Below are 18,712 nucleotides of genomic sequence, written 5' to 3'. Positions count from 1 at the left end.
AACAAAAGAGAGACAGGCGCGCCGCTTACAAGCACGGAGCATAATCAGCGTAGACGACAGATTTATTGACCTGAAAGTCAGATTCTACTCAAGTCATTGCCACAACAGAATAAAAACCTGCCTTTTCAGTCAGATAAGTTTGTTGCAGCGTCTCTAACGCGGGCTTCAGCATGCCGTCCGTACGGACGCATGCTAGGCTGCGCCTCCCGCCAGCCGTGCGAGTTGTTCGGCCATGTCTCAGCTTTTACGTCACCAGCGCCCATTCCTGGCCTTCTGGTTCGCCCGGGTATTCACCGCCAGCGGCTTCCAGATGATTACCGTGGCAATCGGCTGGCAGATGTATGCACTGACCGGCAGCGTGCTCGATCTCGGCCTGGTCGGGCTGATCGAATTTCTGCCGAAGATCCTGTTTATCCTGCTCACCGGGCATGTCGCCGATCGCTTCGACCGGCGCAAGGTGGCCGCACTCTGCCAGGGTGCACAAGGGCTGATTGCCCTGGGCCTGCTACTGGGCAGCAGCGCCGGCAGCATCAGCCGCGAAATGATCTTCGTGATTGCCTTTCTGCTCGGCACCGCCCGGGCGTTCGAGATGCCTACGACACAGGCCCTGCTGCCGAATATCGTCCCGCCGGGGCTGTTCCCCGCTGCCGTAGCCGCATCGGCTTCGGCCATGCAGGCCGCCACCATCGTTGCGCCAGCGTTGGGCGGCTTGCTCTACGCGCTCGGCACGCACTGGGTCTATGGCCCGGCCGTGCTGCTGTATGGCTGCGCCCTGAGCCTGATGCTCAGCCTGCCAGCACGTCAGTTGCCGCTGAAACAGAAAGTCTCGCTGGATTCGCTGCTGGCCGGTTTCCGCTTTATTCGCAGCCGCCCTGCCGTGTTCGGCGCGGTGTCGATGGACATGCTGGCCGTGCTGCTCAGTGGCGCCACCGCACTGCTGCCGGTGTTTGCCAAGGACATTCTGCTCACCGGGCCCTGGGGCCTCGGCCTGCTGCGTTCGGCGCCGGCGGTCGGCGCGCTGCTGATGTCACTGTGGCTGGCGCGCTTTCCCATCGAGCGACGGGTCGGCCCAGTGATGTTCAGCTCGGTGGCGATCTTCGGCGTGGCGACCATCGGCTTCGGCCTGTCCACCTCGCTGTGGTTCAGCCTGGCAGCGCTGGTGGTTCTGGGCGCGGCGGACATGATCAGCATGGTGATCCGTGGCGCCTTCGTGCAACTGCAAACCCCGGACGAGATGCGCGGCCGTGTCGGTGCGGTCAACGGCCTGTTTATCGGTGCGTCCAATCAGCTGGGGGATTTCCGCGCCGGGGTCAGCGCCGCCTGGTTCGGCACGGTGCCGGCGGTGCTGATTGGCGGTGTGGGCGCCATTCTGGTCACCGGGTTGTGGATCCGTCTGTTCCCCGAACTGGCCAAGCGTGACCATATGCACCCGCAAGGCCCAGAGCGAGCCAGCAACTAGCTGACCAACATGGCCTCGGCGACCTGCTGGCGCACGGCCTTGCCGCACAGCTGCTCGACCAGGGTCAAGGCAAACTCCAAGGCGGTGCCAGGGCCCTGGCTGGTGATGCAGTTGCCATCGACCACCACCGGCTGATCGACAAACACGCAACCGCTGAGGCGATCACTGAACGCCGGGTAGCAGGTCATGCGCCGCTGCCTGAGCACGCCGTATTGCTGCAGGGCCAGCGCGGGGGCCGCGCAAATGGCGGCAAACAGCTTGCCGGCCTTGGCCTGCTCACGCACCCGCTCGGCCAGTGGCTCGTGCTCGGCGAGGTGTTGTGCGCCTGCCATACCGCCGGGCAGCACGATCAGATCGAAGGGCTGGGCCAGCACATCCACCAGCATGGTGTCGGCGGTCAGGCGCGTGCCGCGGGCACAGGTGATCATCCGCCGGCTTTCGATGCTGGCGACTACCACTTCAACCTCGGCACGCCGCAGTACGTCAATCAGGGTCACGCACTCGAGGTCTTCGACACCATCGGCGACGCTGATCAGGGCCCGTGCAGTCATCGTTTCGCTCCTTGCAAATCAGGTACATAAACTGTCCGAGCGGTCATAAATTCACCCCTTCCGGACGAGCTGATATGATGCGCGCCTTTTTCCAGATCGCCAGCAAAAACATGCACCCACGCGTGGATGTGCTTTGCTTTCGGTTTGCATAAACACGGCAAAAAAGCCGTTACGGGGAGTGCCACATGCTGGAAAGACTGTTCCAACTCAAAGCCCACAACACCACGGTGCGCACCGAGATTCTGGCGGGGCTGACCACCTTCCTGACCATGGCCTACATCCTCTTCGTCAACCCCAACATGCTGGCCGAAACCGGTATGGACAAGGGTGCGGTATTCGTTGCCACCTGCCTGGCAGCGGCGCTTGGCTCGGCCATCATGGGCCTGCTGGCCAACTACCCGATTGCCCTGGCACCCGGCATGGGCCTCAACGCCTTCTTCACCTACACCGTGGTGCTGACCATGGGCTACACCTGGCAGACCGCGCTTGGTGCGGTGTTTCTCTCCGGTGCGATCTTCTTTCTGCTGTCGATCTTCAAGATCCGCGAGTGGATCATCAACAGTATCCCGCTGGCCCTGCGTTCGGGAATTGCGGCGGGTATCGGCCTGTTCCTGGCGATCATCGCACTGAAAAACGCCGGCATCGTGGTGGACAATCCGGCCACCCTGGTCGGCCTCGGTGACCTGAGCAAGGGCGGCCCGCTGCTGGCCTGCCTGGGCTTCTTCGTAATTGCCGCGCTGGCCTACCGCCGCGTCACCGGCTCGGTGATGATCGGCATCCTGCTGGTCACCGGCCTGTCGATCCTGTTCGGCCTGTCGCAGCTCAATGGCGTGGTGTCGATGCCACCGTCACTGACCCCGACCCTGATGCAGCTGGACATCATGGGCGCGCTGGATATCGGCCTGCTCAGCGTGATATTCGCCTTCCTCTTTGTTGACCTGTTCGACACCTCCGGCACCCTGGTCGGCGTGGCGCAGAAGGCCAACCTGCTGGACAAGGACGGCAAGATGCCCAAGCTCGGCCGCGCCCTGCTGGCCGACAGCACCGCGACCATGGCCGGCGCGGCGCTGGGCACCTCGACCACCACCAGCTATATCGAGTCCGCAGCAGGCATCAGTGCCGGCGGGCGTACCGGTCTGACCGCCTGCGTGGTGGCCATCCTGTTCCTTCTGGCGCTGTTTTTCGCCCCGCTGGCTGGCGCCGTACCGGCTTTCGCCACCGCACCGGCGCTGATGTTTGTTGCCGTACTGATGATGAGCAGCCTGGCGCAGATCGACTGGGACGACCTCACCGTCGCCGCACCCGTGGTGGTCGCTGCCTTGGCCATGCCGCTGACCTTCTCGATTGCCAACGGCATCGCCTTCGGCTTTATCGCCTGGACCCTGATCAAGCTGCTCGCCGGCCGCTGGCGCGACCTCAACCCGGCGCTGGTGGTGCTCACGGTGCTGTTTGCGATCAAACTGGCGTACTTCGCTTAATCGCGCAGCACGTCATCGTAGGAGCGGGCGAGGCCCGCTCCTACCCATTAACTGTAAAGATTTCGAGTAAACCATGAGCCGTTCCCAGTTCGATCCCGCCAACTATGCCGCCCAGCTTGCGGACAAGCAGCAGCGCCTGATCGAGCTGCTGGCGCCGTTCAACGCCCCTGCCCCTGAGGTGTTCGAATCGCCGCGCGAGCATTACCGCCTGCGCGCCGAATTCCGTCTGTGGCGTGAAGGCGAAGACCGCCACTACGCCATGTTCGAGGCCGGCGACAAGTTCACGCCGATTTTCTTCGAAGACTTCCCCATCGCCAGCGCGCAGATCAACGCCCTGATGCCACGCCTGAAAGCCGCCTGGCAGGCCAGTAGCGCCCTGAGTTTCAAGTTGTTCCAGGTCGAGTTTCTCACCACCCTGGCCGGCGATGGCCTGATTACCCTGTGCTACCACCGCCCACTGGATGCCGCTTGGCAAGCAGAAGCTGAAAAGCTCGCCACCGACCTGCAGGTCAGCATCATCGGCCGCTCCAAGGGCAAGCGCATCGTCATCGGCAAGGACTATGTCGAGGAAAAACTGCAGGTCGCCGGACGCACTTTCAGCTATCGCCAACCGGAGGGCGCGTTTACCCAGCCCAACGGCGAAGTGAACCAGAAGATGCTCACCTGGGCCTATGACGCGCTCGGCGAACGCTCGGACGATCTACTCGAGCTGTACTGCGGCAACGGCAACTTCACCCTGCCGCTGGCCACCCGCGTACGCAAGGTGCTGGCCACCGAGATCAGCAAGTCCTCGGTGAATGCCGCCTTGGCCAACCTGGCCGACAACGGCGTGGATAACGTCAGTTTGGTGCGCCTGTCCGCCGAGGAACTGACCGAAGCGCTGAATGAAGTGCGGCCGTTCCGCCGCCTGGCCGATATCGACCTGAAGAGTTACGACTTCGGCTGCGTATTCGTCGACCCGCCGCGTGCCGGCATGGACCCGGACACCTGCGAGCTGACCCGCCGCTTCGAGCGCATCCTGTACATCTCCTGCAACCCGGAGACCCTGGCCGCCAACATCGCCCAGCTCAACGACACCCACCAGGTGACGCGCTGCGCGCTGTTCGACCAGTTTCCCTACACCCACCATATGGAGTCGGGTGTGCTGCTGGAGCGCCGTTAAGCTTAAAGCCGCTGCAGCCCGCGCAGCGCCCAGAAACACAGCCCCGCCGATACCACTTCCAACAGCAGCGCGTAGAGATTGAAGGTCTGTTGCGCGCCGCCATCGAGCCACAATCCGCCAATCCGTGCCAAGGCCAGGGCGCTGTAGAGCAGCACCAGCAGGGTCAGCGCCGCTCGGGTCAAGTCCAGCCGGCTCAGCGACAGGCCGATAAACGCCGCCAGGCCCAGTTGCAGGCCGCCATAGAACGCCCGCATGTCGGTGGCCGCCGCTGGCGACATCAGCAGCATGCCGCTGAGATTGGCCATTTCATGGGGACGCACAAAATAGGCCAGCCCCAACCCTGCCAATGCCAACAGTTGAATCACCAGCACTATGCGTGCAAACAACATGGACACCCCCTCCCCCAGAAATCGAGCTCGCAGCATAAGCTGCGCCCGTCCGATTCGGAAATCGCCGGTGGTTAGCCACGGCCGCGCGGCGCTATGCTCAGCCTTTCACCTGCCAGGAGTCACCCCATGCGTCAGTTGTTTGTTGTTGCCGGGCTGCTGCTCAGCAACCTGAGTTTCGCCGCCGATGCCTTGACCATTGACGTACACCGCGATGCCAACTGCGGCTGCTGCAAGGCCTGGATCAGCCACCTGCAGGACAACGGTTTTAACGTGGTCGACCATGTCGAAACCGATATGAGTGCGCTCAAACAACGCCTGGGCGTGCCGCCGCGCCTGTCCTCCTGTCATACAGGGGTAATCAACGGCCAGTTTGTCGAAGGCCATGTACCGGCCGCCGACATCCTCAAACTGCGCCAGCAGCCCGACCTGCTCGGCGCGTCCGTACCCGGCATGCCGGCCGGCTCACCGGGTATGGAATACGGCAATGTACGCGACGCTTATCAGGTCATCGGCCTGGATAAGCAGGGCGCAGAGCGGGTGATCAGCGAATACCCGGCCCATTGATAGCAAGGAGCCCTTATGTCACCCGTGGTTTATTGGCAGCTCGATGTCTTCGCCGAACGACCGCTGGCCGGTAACGGCGTAGCAGTATTCCCCGATGCGCGCCAGCTGGATCCGGCCGTCATGCAGGCGCTGACCCGCGAGCTGCGCCAGTTCGAATCAATCTTTCTGCTACCCGGCAAAGACCCGCAGACTCAGGGCGCGCGAATCTTCACCATGGAAGAAGAACTGCCCTTCGCCGGCCATCCGATCCTCGGCGCCGCTGCCCTGCTGCACCATTTGCAGAGCGAAGACACACACGCCGAATGGACTCTAGAGCTGGCGGCCAAGAACGTGCGCTTGCTTACCCGTCGCCAGGAACGCGGTTTCTATGCGCAGATGGACCAGGGCGCAGCCGAATTTGGAGCGCAGCTCAGCCCCGCGCAAGCGCAGGTGATCGCCGAAGCCTTTAGCTTGAACAGCGCCCACCTGGATCACCGCTACCCAGCCAGGGTAATCAGCACCGGCCTGCCCTACCTGATTCTGCCAGTCAGCGCCCAGGGCTTGGCCCTGGCCCGGCAGCAGCGCATGCTGGATGCCGAGCTGGTGTCCCATGCTGCCGCCTTCGTTTTCCTGCTCGACATGGATAACCGCGAAGGGCGCACCTGGGATCCTTCGGGGGTTATCGAAGACATCGCAACCGGCAGCGCCGCTGGCCCGGTCGCGGCCTTCTTGGTGGAACACGGCCTGCACCGGCGTGCCGAACACTTCAGCCTCAATCAGGGACGTTTCCTCGGCCGTCCCAGCAGGCTGGATGTCTGCGTTGGTAGCGACGACCGGATCAGCGTGGGTGGCAGCGTGCAGTTGGTGGCACGCGCCGAGTTATGGGTAGAACCGCACGAACTCGCCTGAGTGCAGGATAGACAACGACGTTGCATGGCTGAAACAGACAAAGGGGCAGGACGATGCGCTGGAAACGCGGAAGACGCAGTGACAACGTAGTGGACGCACGCGGCAGCAGCCCCCGCATGGGCGGCGGCAAAGGGTTGACCCTCGGTGGAGTGGCCATCGTGGTGATCATCGGCCTGCTCAGCGGCCAGGACCCGATGCAGATTCTCGGCCAACTGGCCGGGCAAGCCCTGCAGGGCGGCTCGGTCAGCGCGCCGCAGAGCTCCACGCCTGCGACCAATGACGAGCAGTCGGAGTTCGTCCGCGCGGTGCTCGGCGATACCGAGGACACCTGGCGGGAAATCTTCCAGGGCGCCAACCGCCAGTACCGCGACCCGACCCTGGTACTGTTTCGCGGCGGGGTGAATTCTGCCTGCGGCTTTGCCAACTCGGCGGTCGGGCCCTTCTATTGCCCTGGCGATCAGCGGGTGTATATCGACCTGGCCTTCTTCCGCGAGCTGGAACAGCGCTTTGGCGCCGCCGGCGACTTTGCCCAGGCCTATGTGATTGCCCATGAAGTCGGCCACCACGTACAGACCCTGCTCGGCGTCTCGGCCAAGGTCAACGCCGCCCGCCAGCGCGGCGAGCGGGTGGAAGGTGCAACCGGGCTACTGGTACGCCAGGAACTGCAGGCTGACTGTCTGGCGGGCGTGTGGGCCTTCCATGGCCAGCGCCGGCATGACTGGCTGGAGCCTGGTGACATTGAAGAGGCGCTGAACGCCGCCAATGCCATCGGCGATGACCGCCTTCAGAAACAGGCACGCGGCCAGGTAGTGCCGGACTCCTTCACCCACGGCACCTCGGAGCAGCGCGTGCGCTGGTTCAAGACCGGTTTTGACGGGGGGGATGTCGGCCGCTGCGACACCTTCAAGGCTGCGCGGCTGTAGCCCTAAGCACGACCCGCAGCGTGGATGTCACTTCACTCATCCACCACTGCGCATCCGGATAGTGGATGAAAAAAGCGTCGGCTACGCGCCCCGATCCCCCCTGCAGACTGAACACTGGTAGTCACGGGCAACGGGCATAAAAAATGCCGCTCACCTGATCAGGTGAGCGGCATTTTTATCAGCAGCACGCGGTGCCTATTGTGCCCAAGGTGGTGGAGGCTCTTCGCCCTTGGGTTCGTCTTCGGCATTCAACAGCGCCTGGCGACGTGCTTCGTCGGCCAGCGCGGCCTTGATTTCGCGCATCACTGCGTCGATATCGGCTTCCTCTTCCGGATCATCGAATTCACCGGTCAGCGGGCTCTCCGGGGTCAGCTCACCGGCCTCATACAGCGCCCACATCTCCTTGGCGTACTTGGTGAACTTCAATTCCGGGGCAAACTGACCAAAGTATTCGGCCATGTTACGCACATCACGCTCAAGCATCTTGAACGCATGGTTGTTGCCAGCGGCGTCCACCGCCTGCGGCAGGTCGATAATTACCGGGCCGCCCGGATCAAGCAGCACGTTGAATTCCGACAGGTCGCCGTGCACCAGGCCGGCGCAGAGCATTTTCACCACTTCACGAATCATAAAGGCGTGGAATTCGCGGGCATCGTCCGGATGCAGGTCGACATCATTGAGGCGCGGAGCGGCATCGCCCTCGCCGTCATCGACCAGCTCCATCAGCAACACGCCCTCAAGGAAGTCATACGGCTTGGGCACCCGCACTCCGGCGTTAGCCAGACGGAACAAAGCCGCCACTTCAGCATTCTGCCAGGCGTCTTCCTGGCCCTTTCGACCGTACTTCGAGCCTTTGGCCATGGCCCGGGCATCACGGCTATTACGTACCTTGCGGCCTTCCTGGTACTCGGCAGCCTGACGGAAGCTGCGTTTGTTGGCCTCTTTGTAGACCTTGGCGACGCGCAACTCATCACCACAGCGCACCACATAGACAGCAGCTTCTTTGCCACTCATCAGCGGCCGTACCACTTCATCGACCAGCCCGGCCTCAACCAGCGGCTCAATACGTTTTGGCGTCTTCATCAGCTTTAATCAGGGGTCCTGTGTTGCCCAAGTCGTATCTGCCGCCCGTTATACGGCAATCTTTACGCAGCGCCCACCCTCCTGTCAGCAAGCCCCAGATTGCTGGGTATTACGCGATCCGGCCGGATATGCCGCAAACCGCTCAATCACGCAGCCTGGCAGCACTTTATGCACAAGAAAACCAAGCAAACCTGGCGTTACAAGCAAGCGCCCGATGCAACCAAAAGGGATTAAGCACTGTCCCATAGGCAACATAATTGCCAGTCGCTCATCCCTTAACGCACTGGACCTGAACTTTACCCCGCGAAGGCGCTTTGCCTGAGCCAGCAGTGATTGGGGAAATAACCATGAAACGCGCCCAATCTGGCACCAGCAGCATGACCCTGGCCCCTGCCCTCTACCCGCGCGACGCACTGGACAACCTAGCAGCCCAGCGCCATGCCCACCCCGGGCGCTGCAACGGCATCAGCGCGCCGTACATTGCCTCCAGCTATGTGGCCACCGCTACGCCAGCGCGCTATATCAGCCGCCTGTGTACGCAGTTCGCCCACAAGCTACCGGTGAGTTTCGATGAGCACCACGGGCGCATCGAGTTCACGTTCGGTCTCTCGCACTTGCATGCCGACCGAGCCGGCCTGCATATCACCGCGCTGAGCAACAACCCGCAAGACCTGGACAAGCTCAAGCATCTGATCGCCGCACACTTCGAGCGCTTTGCCTGGCAAGCCGAGCTCAGCCTCGACTGGCAATAGCAGTCAGGGCGCCAGCAGGTGCTGGCGTAGCGCCTCGATGGCATAGCGCACCTTGGCCGGTTGCGCATCGCGGCGCGGCGTCACCAGATAGATACCGAATGGCGGCATATGCCAGTGCGGCAGCAGCTCGCGCAGGCTGCCATTGGCCAACTCCTCGCGCACTTCCTGCTCAGGCTGCAGCGACACGCCCATACCCGCCAAGGTGAAATGCCGCACGGCGAGGATGTTGTTGCAGCCCACCCGGCTCTCCACCCGCAGCTTCTCGACCTGGGCATCCGGCCCATGCAGTTCCAGCAGATTGAACGCGTTATCGCCATGTAGGATCAGCCAGTCCAGACCGATCAAGTCTTGCGGATGATTGATCGGCGGCTTGCGCAGCAAATAGGCCGGTGCGGCGCAGAGCAGCATGCGCGAATCGCCGATATGCCGCGCCACCAGGCTGGAATCCTCCAGATTGCCGACGCGGATGGCCAGATCGATACGCTGTTCAATCAGATCGATTTGCTCATCATGAAAAAACAGCTTGAGGCTCAGGCCGCTGTGCGCCTGTAACAGCGGCGCCAGTGCCGCGCTAAGCCGCCTCCCGGAAAACCCCACCGGCGCGGCAATGCGCAGTTCGCCTACCGGCGCATCACGCAACTCGGCCAGACGCTGTTCAGCCTGCTGCGCCAGCGCCAGCACCTGGGCGCAGCTCTGATAAAAGGTCGCGCCTGCCTCGGTCAGGGTCAGCTTGCGCGTGGTGCGATGCAGCAGGCTGACCTGAGTGCTGTCTTCCAGTTTACGAATCTGCTGACTGACCGCTGACGCCGTCATCCCCAACACCTCGGCCGCCGCCACCATGGAGCCACGGTCGACCACGGTGGCGAACACGGCCATGCGCTTTAACTGCTCCATTCGTAAGCCCTGCTTAATAGTTAAAGCCTTTTTAGCCTATTTTTCTGCCCTTTACCCAACTGCGATTATCTACTCCACTTAATTCCAACTGGAGACACCCCATGAAACTCGCCCTGATCGGCGCCAGCGGCTTTGTTGGCGCAGCTGTTCTGCAAGAAGCCCTGGACCGTGGCCACCAGGTTAGCGGCATCGTCCGTGATCCCGCGAAACTGCCGCAGCACCCGGCGCTTACCGCCATGGCTGGCGATGCCTACAACGCCGACGCATTGGCCGCGCAGCTCAAGGGCCATGACGCGGTAATCCATGCATTCAACCCAGGCTGGGGCACTGCAGAAATTCGCCAGCGTTTTATCCAGGGCAGCCAGGCGATCATCGCCGCCACTAAACAAGCCGGCGTACAGCGCCTGCTGGTGGTCGGCGGCGCGGGCAGCCTGTATGTCGCCCCCAACCTGCAACTGATCGACACCCCGGACTTCCCCGCCGAATACAGGGAAGGCGCCGAAGGTGCGCGGCAGACCCTCAACCTGCTGAAAACTGAAACCGCGCTGGCCTGGAGCTTTACCTCACCACCCGCACTGTTGCAGCCGGGCGCGCGCAGCGGACAGTTCCGCATCGGCGGCGAGCAGTTGCTGATGAATGGCGACGCCCCTGCGCAGATCTCGGTGGCTGACCTCGCGGTGGCCATCATCGATGAGCTGGAGCGCCCGCAACACCTGCGCCAGCGTTTTACCGTCGGCTATTAAGCCGCCACTTGATCAGGAGAACCCCATGCAACTGAACGCCAGCGCCTATGTCGTCACGGATACACCGGCCCGCTATATCAGCCGGCTGTGCAAGCACTTCGCCCACAAGATTCCGGTGAGTTTCGATGAGCAGCAGGGGCGTATCGAGTTCGACAGCGGCCTGGCCTTGCTGCAGGCAGAGGCCGACGGCCTGCGCCTGAGCGTGCAAAGCGCCAGCAGCGAAGGCCTGGAAAGCCTGAAGAAGGTGGTGACCAGTCACTTCGAGCGCTTTGCCTGGCAAGCCGAGCTGAGCCTCGACTGGCAGTGATCAGCCAGCAGGCAGGGTCAGCTCGATGCTTTCGCCCAATGACTCATCCAGGCGCTGCAGCTCGGCATGAATCGCCGCCGCATCGTCGGCCAGGCGCTGAGCAATGTTGGCGAAGTCATCGGCGGCTTCGATAAAGGCCAGCACCACCGAGGGATCGAAGCGCGTACCACTGGCCGCGCTGATCTGCTTGAGCGCTTCGGCGTGGCTGCACGACGGCCGATACAGGTGGTGGCTGGTCAGTTCCTCATAGGCACCGACCACCGCCATCAACCTGGCCGTCAGTGGAATCTGCTCGCCCAGCAGGCCCTGCGGATAACCGCTGCCGTCCCAGCACTCATGCTGGCTATAGACGATATCGCGGGCATCGCGGAGAAAATCGGTGACGTTGCCCAGCTTGGCCTCGGCGGCAAGCAAGGCATCACGCCCGGCTTCGGTATGCCGATGCAGCAATTGCAGATCATCGCCCTGCAGCTGCTGGATCGGGTTGAGCAGGATGCGATCCGGCAGCACCAGTTTGCCAATGCCATGCAGCAGTGCCGACTTGCCCAGTTGAGTGATGCGTTCGCGGTTCAACTCATCGACCAGCGCCGGCTGCTGATGGGCCAGCGCTGTAGCCAGGGTGGTCATATAGGGCTCGATGCGCGCCAGGTGCTTGCCGCAAGGGTTGTCGCGCATGGCCGCAAGGCTGGCCATGGCCTCGATGGTGACCTCCTGCAGGCGCTGCATATCGCGGGTGCGGCGGCGCACTTCCAGCTCCAGGTATTCACTCTTGTCACGCAGGAAATCCGCGCTGGCCTTGAGCTGCAAATGCGCGTGTACGCGGGCGAGCACCAAGGGCGGGCTGATCGGTTTGGTGATGTAGTCCACCGCGCCGAGGTCAAAGCCGTGCTGCTCGTCAGCCACCTCGGTCTTGGCGGTGAGAAACACCACCGGAATATCCGCCGTGGCCGGGTTTAGCTTGAGCAGGCGGCAAACCTCGTAACCGTCCATCTCCGGCATCATGATGTCGAGCAGGATCAGATCCGGCTGCTGGCTGCCGGCGGCAATGCGCAGCGCCTTGACGCCACTGCTGGCGACCTTGACCCGGTAGCTGCCAAGCAGCAGTCCGCTCATCAGCTCAAGGTTTTCCGGGGTATCGTCCACCACCAGCACCAAGGGCTGATCCGGCCGGTCGAGTATGTTGTCCATCACCACTCCCCACTCATAGTCTCAGGTGCCGTTGCCCGGCGGCTGCTTGCAGCAGCGCCAGCGCCAGCTCGAAGTCAAACCCGCGCACCGCTGCAGCCAGCGCCGCGTATTCACTATTAAAGGCGCTGCGCAGCAGTTCGGCCTGCTCATCGAAGAGTTTTCCGGCGCGCGGATCGTCCTCGACGAACAGTCGCTGCAGCTGCCGGCACAGTTGCAGCAGCTGTTCGCTATCCACCGCCAGCAATTCGTGCGGCGGCTCGGCAGGCAATTGCCCGTTGATCGCCGCCACCAGGGCTTCCAGGCTCTGCTGCAACTCGGCCAGCAGGCCGTCCAGCTCATCGTGACGGGCATCCTTGATCGCGCTTTCCAGGGTCGCCGCCTGAGCCGCCAGGTCCGTCGCGCCGAGGTTGCCGGCCAGGCCCTTGAGGCTGTGGGCCAGGCGCTCGGCACTTTCCTGCTGATTGGCCGCCAGTGCGGCGCGCAGCTGCGCGGGAAAATCCGCCTGGCTGGCAGCGAACTTGCCGAGCAGGCGCTGATACAGCTCGGGCTTGCCGAGCACCCGGCGCAGGCCGCTGTCGACATCCACCCCCGGCAACTGCCAATCCATGGCCGTTTCGGCTACGCGGGGCGACTCAGCCAGCGACTCGGCCTGGGTCGGCATCCAGCGCGCCAGGGTATGCCACAGCTCGTTCGGCTCAATCGGCTTGCCCAGGTGATCGTTCATACCGGCGGCCAGACAGCGCTCACGGTCGGCCGGCATGGCGTTGGCCGTCATGGCGATAATCGGCAGCGCGGCAAAACGCGGCTCGCGGCGAATCGCCTCGGTGGTAGCGATGCCGTCCAGCACCGGCATCTGCATGTCCATCAGCACCAGGGCGTAATAACCGTCGGCATGGCTGCGCAGCAGCTCCAGGGCGATGCCGCCGTGCTCAGCCTGATCGATCTGCAAGCCGCTTTCCTGCAGCAGACCGCAGGCCACTTCGCGGTTCAGCTCGTTGTCTTCCACCAGCAACACACGCAATGAACCGAAATTGGGAATCTGCTCACCCACCGGCAAGCGCGCAAAGCCCTGCTCCGGCTCCACGCCAGCCAGGCTGCGGATCAGCGCGTCGAACAGTAGCGAGGGATTGAGCGGCTTGAGCAGCACATCCTCGACACCGACTTTCTCCGCGCCCAGCAGCACCTCCTCACGACAATGGGCAGTGACCATCAACAGGTGCGGTGGCGGTTGCAGATTGAGTTCGCGCACCCGGCGCAGGGTTTCAATGCCATCCATGCCAGGCATCTGCCAATCGACTAGCAGCACCTCGAACGGCTCACGTTGCAGGCTGGCCTGTTGCACCTGCTGCAAGGCGACCATGCCCGAGGCCACGGCCTCGACGCGAAAGCTCATGCTTTCCAGCATGTCGTGCAGCACCTGCCGCGCGCTGTCGTTGTCATCCACCACCAGCACCTTGCGCCCGCGCAGATCGGCCTGCGGCAGCAGTCGCTGGGTTTGCTGGCGAGCAATGCCCAGCGGCACGCGGCACCAGAACAGGCTGCCCTGCCCCGGCTGACTTTCGACCCCGACGCTGCCGCCCATGGCCTCGGCCAGGCTCTTGCAGATGGCCAGCCCCAGACCGGTGCCGCCGTATTTGCGCGTAGTCGAGCTGTCGGCCTGCTGGAAGGACTCGAACAGCCTACCCATCTGCTCAGGCGTCAGGCCGATACCGGTGTCGCGCACGCCAAGGTAGACCAGCACCTGCTCGGCGTCGCGCTGCTCGACGCGCAGGATCACCTCGACCTCGCCCTGCTCGGTGAACTTCACCGCATTGTTGGCGTAGTTGATCAGGATCTGCCCGAGGCGCAGCGGATCGCCGACCAGTTGCTGCGGCAGCTGCGGATCGAGGTTGAACACCAGTTCCAGGCCCTTGGCAGCGACCTTGTCGCCGATCAGGTTGGCGAGGTTTTCCAGCACCTGCTGCAAGTCAAAGTCGATGCGTTCGATGGTCAGCTTGCCGGCCTCGATCTTCGAGAAGTCGAGGATGTCATTGATGATCCCCAGCAGGTGCTGGCCGGATTGTTGAATCTTGCCCAGGTAATCGCGCTGGCGCGGATTCAGCTCGGTTTTCAGCGCCAGGTGCGACATGCCGATAATCGCGTTCATCGGCGTGCGGATTTCGTGACTCATATTGGCGAGAAAGTCCGATTTCAGCCGCGCCGCCTCTTCGGCCAGCTCCTTGGCCTCGGCCATGGCCTGTTCCGCCTGCTTGCGCGCGGTGATGTCGCGGCTGATACCCACCAACCCCAGCAACTGACCCTGCTCGTCATAGAAGGTGGTGCGCAATGTATCGAAGATCACCCGACGGCCATCCGGGTAGAGCGAATAGCCTTCGCTTTCAAACGGCTGCGCCTGGCTTCTGGCGATACGGTCATGCTCGGCGCGCGAGGCAGCCCAGGCCGGATCAAGCAGCGCCTCGTCACGCTGGCCCTGCACCGCCTCACTGGGGCGGCCGAATAGCGTGGCGCAGGCCTGGTTGATGCCGACATAACGGCCGTCGACATCCTTGAACCAGATTGGATCGGGAATCGCGTTGATCAACGCCAGCAAGGTGCTGCGCTGAAGGCTGGCTTCGGCCTCGGCACGCTGGCGCTCGGCAATCTGCACCGCTAGGCGGCGATTCCACACCAGCACGAAAATCACCAGCGCCAGCAGGCCGAGCAGATAAGGCCAGCCCACGGCCAGCAGGCGCCGCCAGTTGAATATGGTCAGCGGTGGCAGCCAGCGTTCCTTGATTGCCTCCTGCTCGGTGTCACTCAGGTCACTCATGGCCAGATTCAGCAGGTTCACCAGTTGCGGCCAGTCCGGGCGCACGGCAAAGCGAAACTCACTGCTGGACAGGCCGGTTTCGCCGCGCAGCTCGAGGTTGGTCAGGTTCAACTCGCGAATCAGGTAGCTGGCCACGATCATGTCGCCGACATAGGCATCGGCGCGGCCAGAAGACACCGCGCGCAGCGCCGCTTCGGTGTCGCCCACTTCGAGCAACTGCACGCCCTTGACCTGCTCGCGCAAGGCCTGCTGCAGCGCATAACCGCGCTCGATGGCCACCCGTTTGCCGGCCAGGTCACGCAGACGCTGCACCGCCAGTTCGCCGCGGGTAAAGATCAGGCTGCTGCTGGTCAGATAAGGATCGCTGAAGGCCATAAAGGCTTCACGTTCGGCGGTCTTGGCTACCGATGGCAGCAGGTCGACCTGGCCGCTGCGCAGGGCTTTCAGCGCGCTATCCCAGTCGTCCATCAGCACCGGCTCAAAGCGCAGCCCCAGGCGCTGACCGAGCAGCGCCAGGTAGTCGCCACTGAGGCCGCGATGCTGACCTTGCTTGTCCAGCACATCAAACGGCGGCCAGCCGCTACGTTCAATACCCACCCGAATCACCGCGTGTTCGGCGAGCCAGACACGCTGCTGTTCGTTCAGCGGCAGCGCCGCCACTGCCAAGGAGGGCAGCAGGCATAACAGCAACAGGCAGCAGAGGCGCGACATGGCGGCATCCTTGCGGACAATCAGGTGCTATTGAGCTTAGTCAGCAGTTTGAAAGTCAGATGTGGATTGGCAGACCACCAACCACAGCCGACAATCAGCCCATGTTTATTGAGGATCACGCCATGCTCGATGCCGACCGCTGCTGGCAAGCCGTATGCGACCGTGACGCCGCGCAGGATGGCCGCTTTGTGTTTGCCGTGCGCAGCACCGGTATCTATTGCCGCCCCAGTTGCCCGGCGCGGCGGCCCAAGCGCGAGAACGTGAGTTTCCATGTCGACGCTGACGCCGCAGCCGCTGCTGGCTTTCGCCCATGCAAACGCTGCTCGCCGCAAGGGCAGAGCCCGGCCGAACAACTGGATGCGCTGATCGTGGCTGCCTGTGAGTTACTTAATAACAGCGAGCAGCCACTACCCCTTGCCCAACTTGCCGCGCGCATTGGCCTGTCCGCCTCGCATCTGGCACGCGCCTTCAAGGCCCGCACCGGGCTGACGCCGAAAGCCTGGCACGAGACGCAACGCCGCGCGCGCCTGGAGCAACAGTTGCCAGCGGCAGGCAGCGTGCTGGATGCCGCACTGAACGCCGGTTACTCTGGCACCCGCGCGCTGTATCAGCAGCCAGCCGCCCTCAGCCCGGCACAACGGCGCAAGCAGGGGGCGGGCGAACAGCTGCGCTACTGCATCGCGCCCTGCCCGCTCGGCCACGTGCTGTTGGCCAGCAGTGGCAAAGGCATTTGCGCACTGCTGTTTGCTGACGACCCGGCGCTGCTGCTGAATGAATTGCAGCAACGCTTTGCCGCCGCCGAGTTGCAGCTGGATAACACCGGCCTGGGCGCGGAGTTGCACCAAGTTCTGGCGCAAATCCGTGAACCGCAACGTGCCGCCCAGTTACCGCTGGATATTCGCGGCACGGCGTTTCAGCAGCAGGTGTGGCGCGCCCTGCAACAGATTCCACTGGGACAGACAAGCAACTACGCCGAACTGGCCGAGCAACTGGGCAGCCACCCGCGCGCCGTGGCCCGCGCCTGCGCCAGCAACCCGCTGGGCCTGTTGGTGCCCTGCCACCGGGTGATTGCCAGCAACGGCAGCCTCAGTGGTTACCGCTGGGGCCTGGCGCGCAAGGCGGCGCTGCTGAAGGGCGAAGCCGATACCCAGGCGCAATAGCTGCGTAGGTTGGGTTGAGGAGCAACGCGACGAAGCCCAACGAGATATGCAGCGGTCTGTTGGGCTTCGCTGCGCTCAACACCAACCTACTTGCTCGAATGCTGAGATAAAAAAAGAGCGGCACCACTGCGTGGGCCGCTCCAAATCACGGAGTTGCATACATCAGCACCCGCACCGCGTGCGGATACCGCTGTTTGATTACTTTTCCAGGATTGCAGTCACACCTTGACCGCCAGCGGCGCAAATCGAGATCAACCCACGGCCTTCCTGCGCCACCGAGAGCAGCTTGGCTAGGTTCGCGACGATGCGCCCGCCGGTCGCAGCAAAGGGGTGACCAGCCGCCAGGGAACCGCCCTTGACGTTCATCTTGCTGCGGTCGATGGCACCCAGCGGCGCAGCCAGGCCCAGGCGGCTCTTGCAGTAGTCGGCGTCTTCCCAGGCCTTGAGGGTGCAGAGCACCTGGGCGGCGAAGGCTTCGTGGATTTCGTAGTAATCGAAGTCCTGCAGGCTCAGCTTGTTGCGCGCCAGCAGGCGCGGCACGGCGTAGGCCGGAGCCATCAGCAGGCCTTCCTTGCCCATGCCGACAAAGTCCACCGCGGCGGCTTCACCGTCCTTCCAGTAGGCCAGAATCGGCAGTCCACGGGCCTTGGCCCATTCTTCACTGGCCAGCAGCACCAGGGACGCGCCATCGGTCAGCGGCGTCGAGTTGGCGGCAGTCAGGGTGCCGCGCGGGCTGCGCTCGAAGCAGGGTTTGAGGGTGGCGAGCTTTTCCAGGCTGATGTCCGCGCGCAGGTTCTGGTCGCGGGTCAGGCCACGGAATGGAGTGAGCAGGTCGTCGTGCCAGCCTTCGGCGTAAGCGGCGGCGAGTTTCTGGTGACTGGCCACGGCCAATTGGTCCTGCTCGTCACGCGGGATGGCCCAGGTCTGCGCCATCAGCTCGCAATGCTCGCCCATCGACAGCCCCGTACGCGGCTCGCCGTTACGCGGAATGGCCGGAGCCAGGTGGCGTGGGCGAATCTGCAGCAGGCTCTTGATCTTCTCACCGGTAGTCTTGCCGCGGTTGGCTTGCAGAAGGATCTTGCGCAGCCCTTCGTTGACCCCGATTGGCGCGTCCGAGGTGGTGTCGACGCCGCCGGCAATACCGCACTCGATCTGCCCGAGGGCGATCTTGTTGGCCACCAGCAGTGCCGCTTCCAGGCCGGTGCCGCAGGCCTGCTGCAGATCATAGGCCGGAGTTTCCGGGGCCAGGCGCGAGCCGAGCACGCATTCACGGGTCAGGTTGAAGTCGCGCGAATGCTTGAGCACCGCACCAGCCACCACCTCGCCGAGGCGTTCGCCGTGCAGGTTGAAGCGCTCGACCAGACCATCCAGTGCACTGGTCAGCATCTCCTGGTTGCTCGCGGTGGCATACACGGTGTTGGAGCGGGCGAACGGAATACGGTTGCCACCAACAATGGCGACGCGGCGCGGCTGGGTCATGAATGACTCCTGAACAGGGAAGGGTCTAAGAACCGGTTCTACTAAGTGGTGCACAGGCTAGCTGGTTACCGCAGTGTGGCATTGGCCGCCTTGCCAGTGCAGCAGGCGGATGCGGTCAATTGCGCATTTCTGCGGCCTGCGTAGAGTGGGCGCACTTTTGATCCATGCGCAG

Annotated in this window: 17 protein-coding genes; 10 read left to right on the top strand and 7 right to left on the bottom strand. The window is 63.2% G+C overall.

Going from position 1 to position 18,712, the window contains the following annotated elements; translation table 11 throughout:
- Window positions 1-232 precede the first annotated feature (232 nt).
- Complete coding sequence (locus tag ACIN8IBEIGE_RS01510) at window positions 233-1,459, top strand: MFS transporter (protein ID WP_160013099.1); 1,227 nt, start codon at window positions 233-235, stop codon at window positions 1,457-1,459.
- Here the strand turns inward: ACIN8IBEIGE_RS01510 and ACIN8IBEIGE_RS01505 are convergent.
- Window positions 1,456-2,010: a DJ-1 family glyoxalase III gene (locus ACIN8IBEIGE_RS01505; protein ID WP_160013098.1), complete on the bottom strand. Its 555-nt coding sequence runs from the start codon at window positions 2,008-2,010 to the stop codon at window positions 1,456-1,458. The genes ACIN8IBEIGE_RS01510 and ACIN8IBEIGE_RS01505 overlap by 4 nt on opposite strands.
- Window positions 2,011-2,195: 185 nt before the next feature.
- On the opposite strand from ACIN8IBEIGE_RS01505, the gene ACIN8IBEIGE_RS01500 reads away from it, so the two are divergent.
- The gene (locus ACIN8IBEIGE_RS01500; protein ID WP_160013097.1) at window positions 2,196-3,488 is read left to right on the top strand and encodes an NCS2 family permease; all 1,293 of its coding nucleotides are present in this window, start codon (window positions 2,196-2,198) and stop codon (window positions 3,486-3,488) included.
- A 73-nt stretch (window positions 3,489-3,561) separates the two neighbouring features.
- Window positions 3,562-4,650 carry a tRNA (uridine(54)-C5)-methyltransferase TrmA gene (gene trmA / locus ACIN8IBEIGE_RS01495; RefSeq protein ID WP_160013096.1) on the top strand — a complete coding sequence of 363 codons (1,089 nt, stop codon included), beginning with the start codon at window positions 3,562-3,564 and terminating at the stop codon, window positions 4,648-4,650.
- A gap of 2 nt (window positions 4,651-4,652) precedes the next feature.
- On the opposite strand, the gene ACIN8IBEIGE_RS01490 is transcribed toward trmA, so the two are convergent.
- Window positions 4,653-5,039 carry a DUF4345 domain-containing protein gene (locus ACIN8IBEIGE_RS01490; RefSeq protein WP_160013095.1) on the bottom strand — a complete coding sequence of 129 codons (387 nt, stop codon included), beginning with the start codon at window positions 5,037-5,039 and terminating at the stop codon, window positions 4,653-4,655.
- A 126-nt stretch (window positions 5,040-5,165) separates the two neighbouring features.
- Here ACIN8IBEIGE_RS01490 and ACIN8IBEIGE_RS01485 point away from each other — a divergent pair, with 126 nt between their 5' ends.
- From ACIN8IBEIGE_RS01485 to ACIN8IBEIGE_RS01475, 3 genes are read left to right on the top strand one after another with little or no spacing between them, the layout of a single operon-like run.
- Entirely contained in the window at window positions 5,166-5,603 is a 438-nt protein-coding gene (locus ACIN8IBEIGE_RS01485; RefSeq protein WP_160013094.1) for a DUF411 domain-containing protein, read from the top strand.
- Between the two features lie 15 nt (window positions 5,604-5,618).
- Window positions 5,619-6,491 (top strand): PhzF family phenazine biosynthesis protein, encoded by an 873-nt coding sequence (locus tag ACIN8IBEIGE_RS01480; protein ID WP_160013093.1) that lies wholly within the window; start codon window positions 5,619-5,621, stop codon window positions 6,489-6,491.
- A 53-nt stretch (window positions 6,492-6,544) separates the two neighbouring features.
- A complete protein-coding gene (locus ACIN8IBEIGE_RS01475) occupies window positions 6,545-7,414 on the top strand; it encodes a neutral zinc metallopeptidase (RefSeq protein WP_160013092.1) in 870 nt (289 codons plus the stop codon).
- Between the two features lie 195 nt (window positions 7,415-7,609).
- On the opposite strand, the gene ACIN8IBEIGE_RS01470 is transcribed toward ACIN8IBEIGE_RS01475, so the two are convergent.
- Complete coding sequence (locus tag ACIN8IBEIGE_RS01470; RefSeq protein ID WP_160013091.1) at window positions 7,610-8,497, bottom strand: PA4780 family RIO1-like protein kinase; 888 nt, start codon at window positions 8,495-8,497, stop codon at window positions 7,610-7,612.
- Window positions 8,498-8,844: 347 nt separating this feature from the next.
- Between ACIN8IBEIGE_RS01470 and ACIN8IBEIGE_RS01465 the strand changes: the two genes are divergently transcribed.
- Window positions 8,845-9,249: a DUF2218 domain-containing protein gene (locus tag ACIN8IBEIGE_RS01465; protein WP_306109725.1), complete on the top strand. Its 405-nt coding sequence runs from the start codon at window positions 8,845-8,847 to the stop codon at window positions 9,247-9,249.
- 3 nt (window positions 9,250-9,252) lie between these two features.
- Here the strand turns inward: ACIN8IBEIGE_RS01465 and ACIN8IBEIGE_RS01460 are convergent, their stop codons facing one another.
- On the bottom strand, window positions 9,253-10,143 hold the full coding sequence (locus ACIN8IBEIGE_RS01460; protein WP_160013090.1) for a LysR family transcriptional regulator: 891 nt from the start codon (window positions 10,141-10,143) through the stop codon (window positions 9,253-9,255).
- Between the two features lie 101 nt (window positions 10,144-10,244).
- On the opposite strand from ACIN8IBEIGE_RS01460, the gene ACIN8IBEIGE_RS01455 reads away from it, so the two are divergent.
- Complete coding sequence (locus ACIN8IBEIGE_RS01455) at window positions 10,245-10,886, top strand: NAD(P)-dependent oxidoreductase (RefSeq protein ID WP_160013089.1); 642 nt, start codon at window positions 10,245-10,247, stop codon at window positions 10,884-10,886.
- Window positions 10,887-10,911: 25 nt separating this feature from the next.
- On the top strand, window positions 10,912-11,193 hold the full coding sequence (locus ACIN8IBEIGE_RS01450) for a DUF2218 domain-containing protein (RefSeq protein WP_090376619.1): 282 nt from the start codon (window positions 10,912-10,914) through the stop codon (window positions 11,191-11,193).
- Here ACIN8IBEIGE_RS01450 and ACIN8IBEIGE_RS01445 read toward each other — a convergent pair whose 3' ends face one another.
- Window positions 11,194-12,381, bottom strand: a complete 1,188-nt coding sequence (locus ACIN8IBEIGE_RS01445) for an HD domain-containing phosphohydrolase (RefSeq protein WP_160013088.1) — start codon at window positions 12,379-12,381, stop codon at window positions 11,194-11,196. It abuts the gene before it with no gap.
- Between the two features lie 13 nt (window positions 12,382-12,394).
- Window positions 12,395-15,901, bottom strand: a complete 3,507-nt coding sequence (locus tag ACIN8IBEIGE_RS01440) for a response regulator (RefSeq protein ID WP_160013087.1) — start codon at window positions 15,899-15,901, stop codon at window positions 12,395-12,397.
- 122 nt (window positions 15,902-16,023) lie between these two features.
- On the opposite strand from ACIN8IBEIGE_RS01440, the gene ada reads away from it, so the two are divergent.
- A complete protein-coding gene (gene ada, locus ACIN8IBEIGE_RS01435; protein ID WP_160013086.1) occupies window positions 16,024-17,061 on the top strand; it encodes a bifunctional DNA-binding transcriptional regulator/O6-methylguanine-DNA methyltransferase Ada in 1,038 nt (345 codons plus the stop codon).
- Between the two features lie 198 nt (window positions 17,062-17,259).
- On the opposite strand, the gene ACIN8IBEIGE_RS01430 is transcribed toward ada, so the two are convergent.
- Complete coding sequence (locus ACIN8IBEIGE_RS01430; RefSeq protein WP_160013085.1) at window positions 17,260-18,540, bottom strand: acetyl-CoA C-acetyltransferase; 1,281 nt, start codon at window positions 18,538-18,540, stop codon at window positions 17,260-17,262.
- Between the last annotated feature and the right edge of the window lie 172 nt (window positions 18,541-18,712).

Origin of the sequence: Pseudomonas sp. 8BK (assembly GCF_902506475.1) — a bacterium.
Lineage (GTDB): Bacteria > Pseudomonadota > Gammaproteobacteria > Pseudomonadales > Pseudomonadaceae > Aquipseudomonas > Aquipseudomonas anguilliseptica.
Note: the sequence above shows the minus strand (reverse complement) of the source record. Positions and strands in the feature narration are given on the sequence as shown.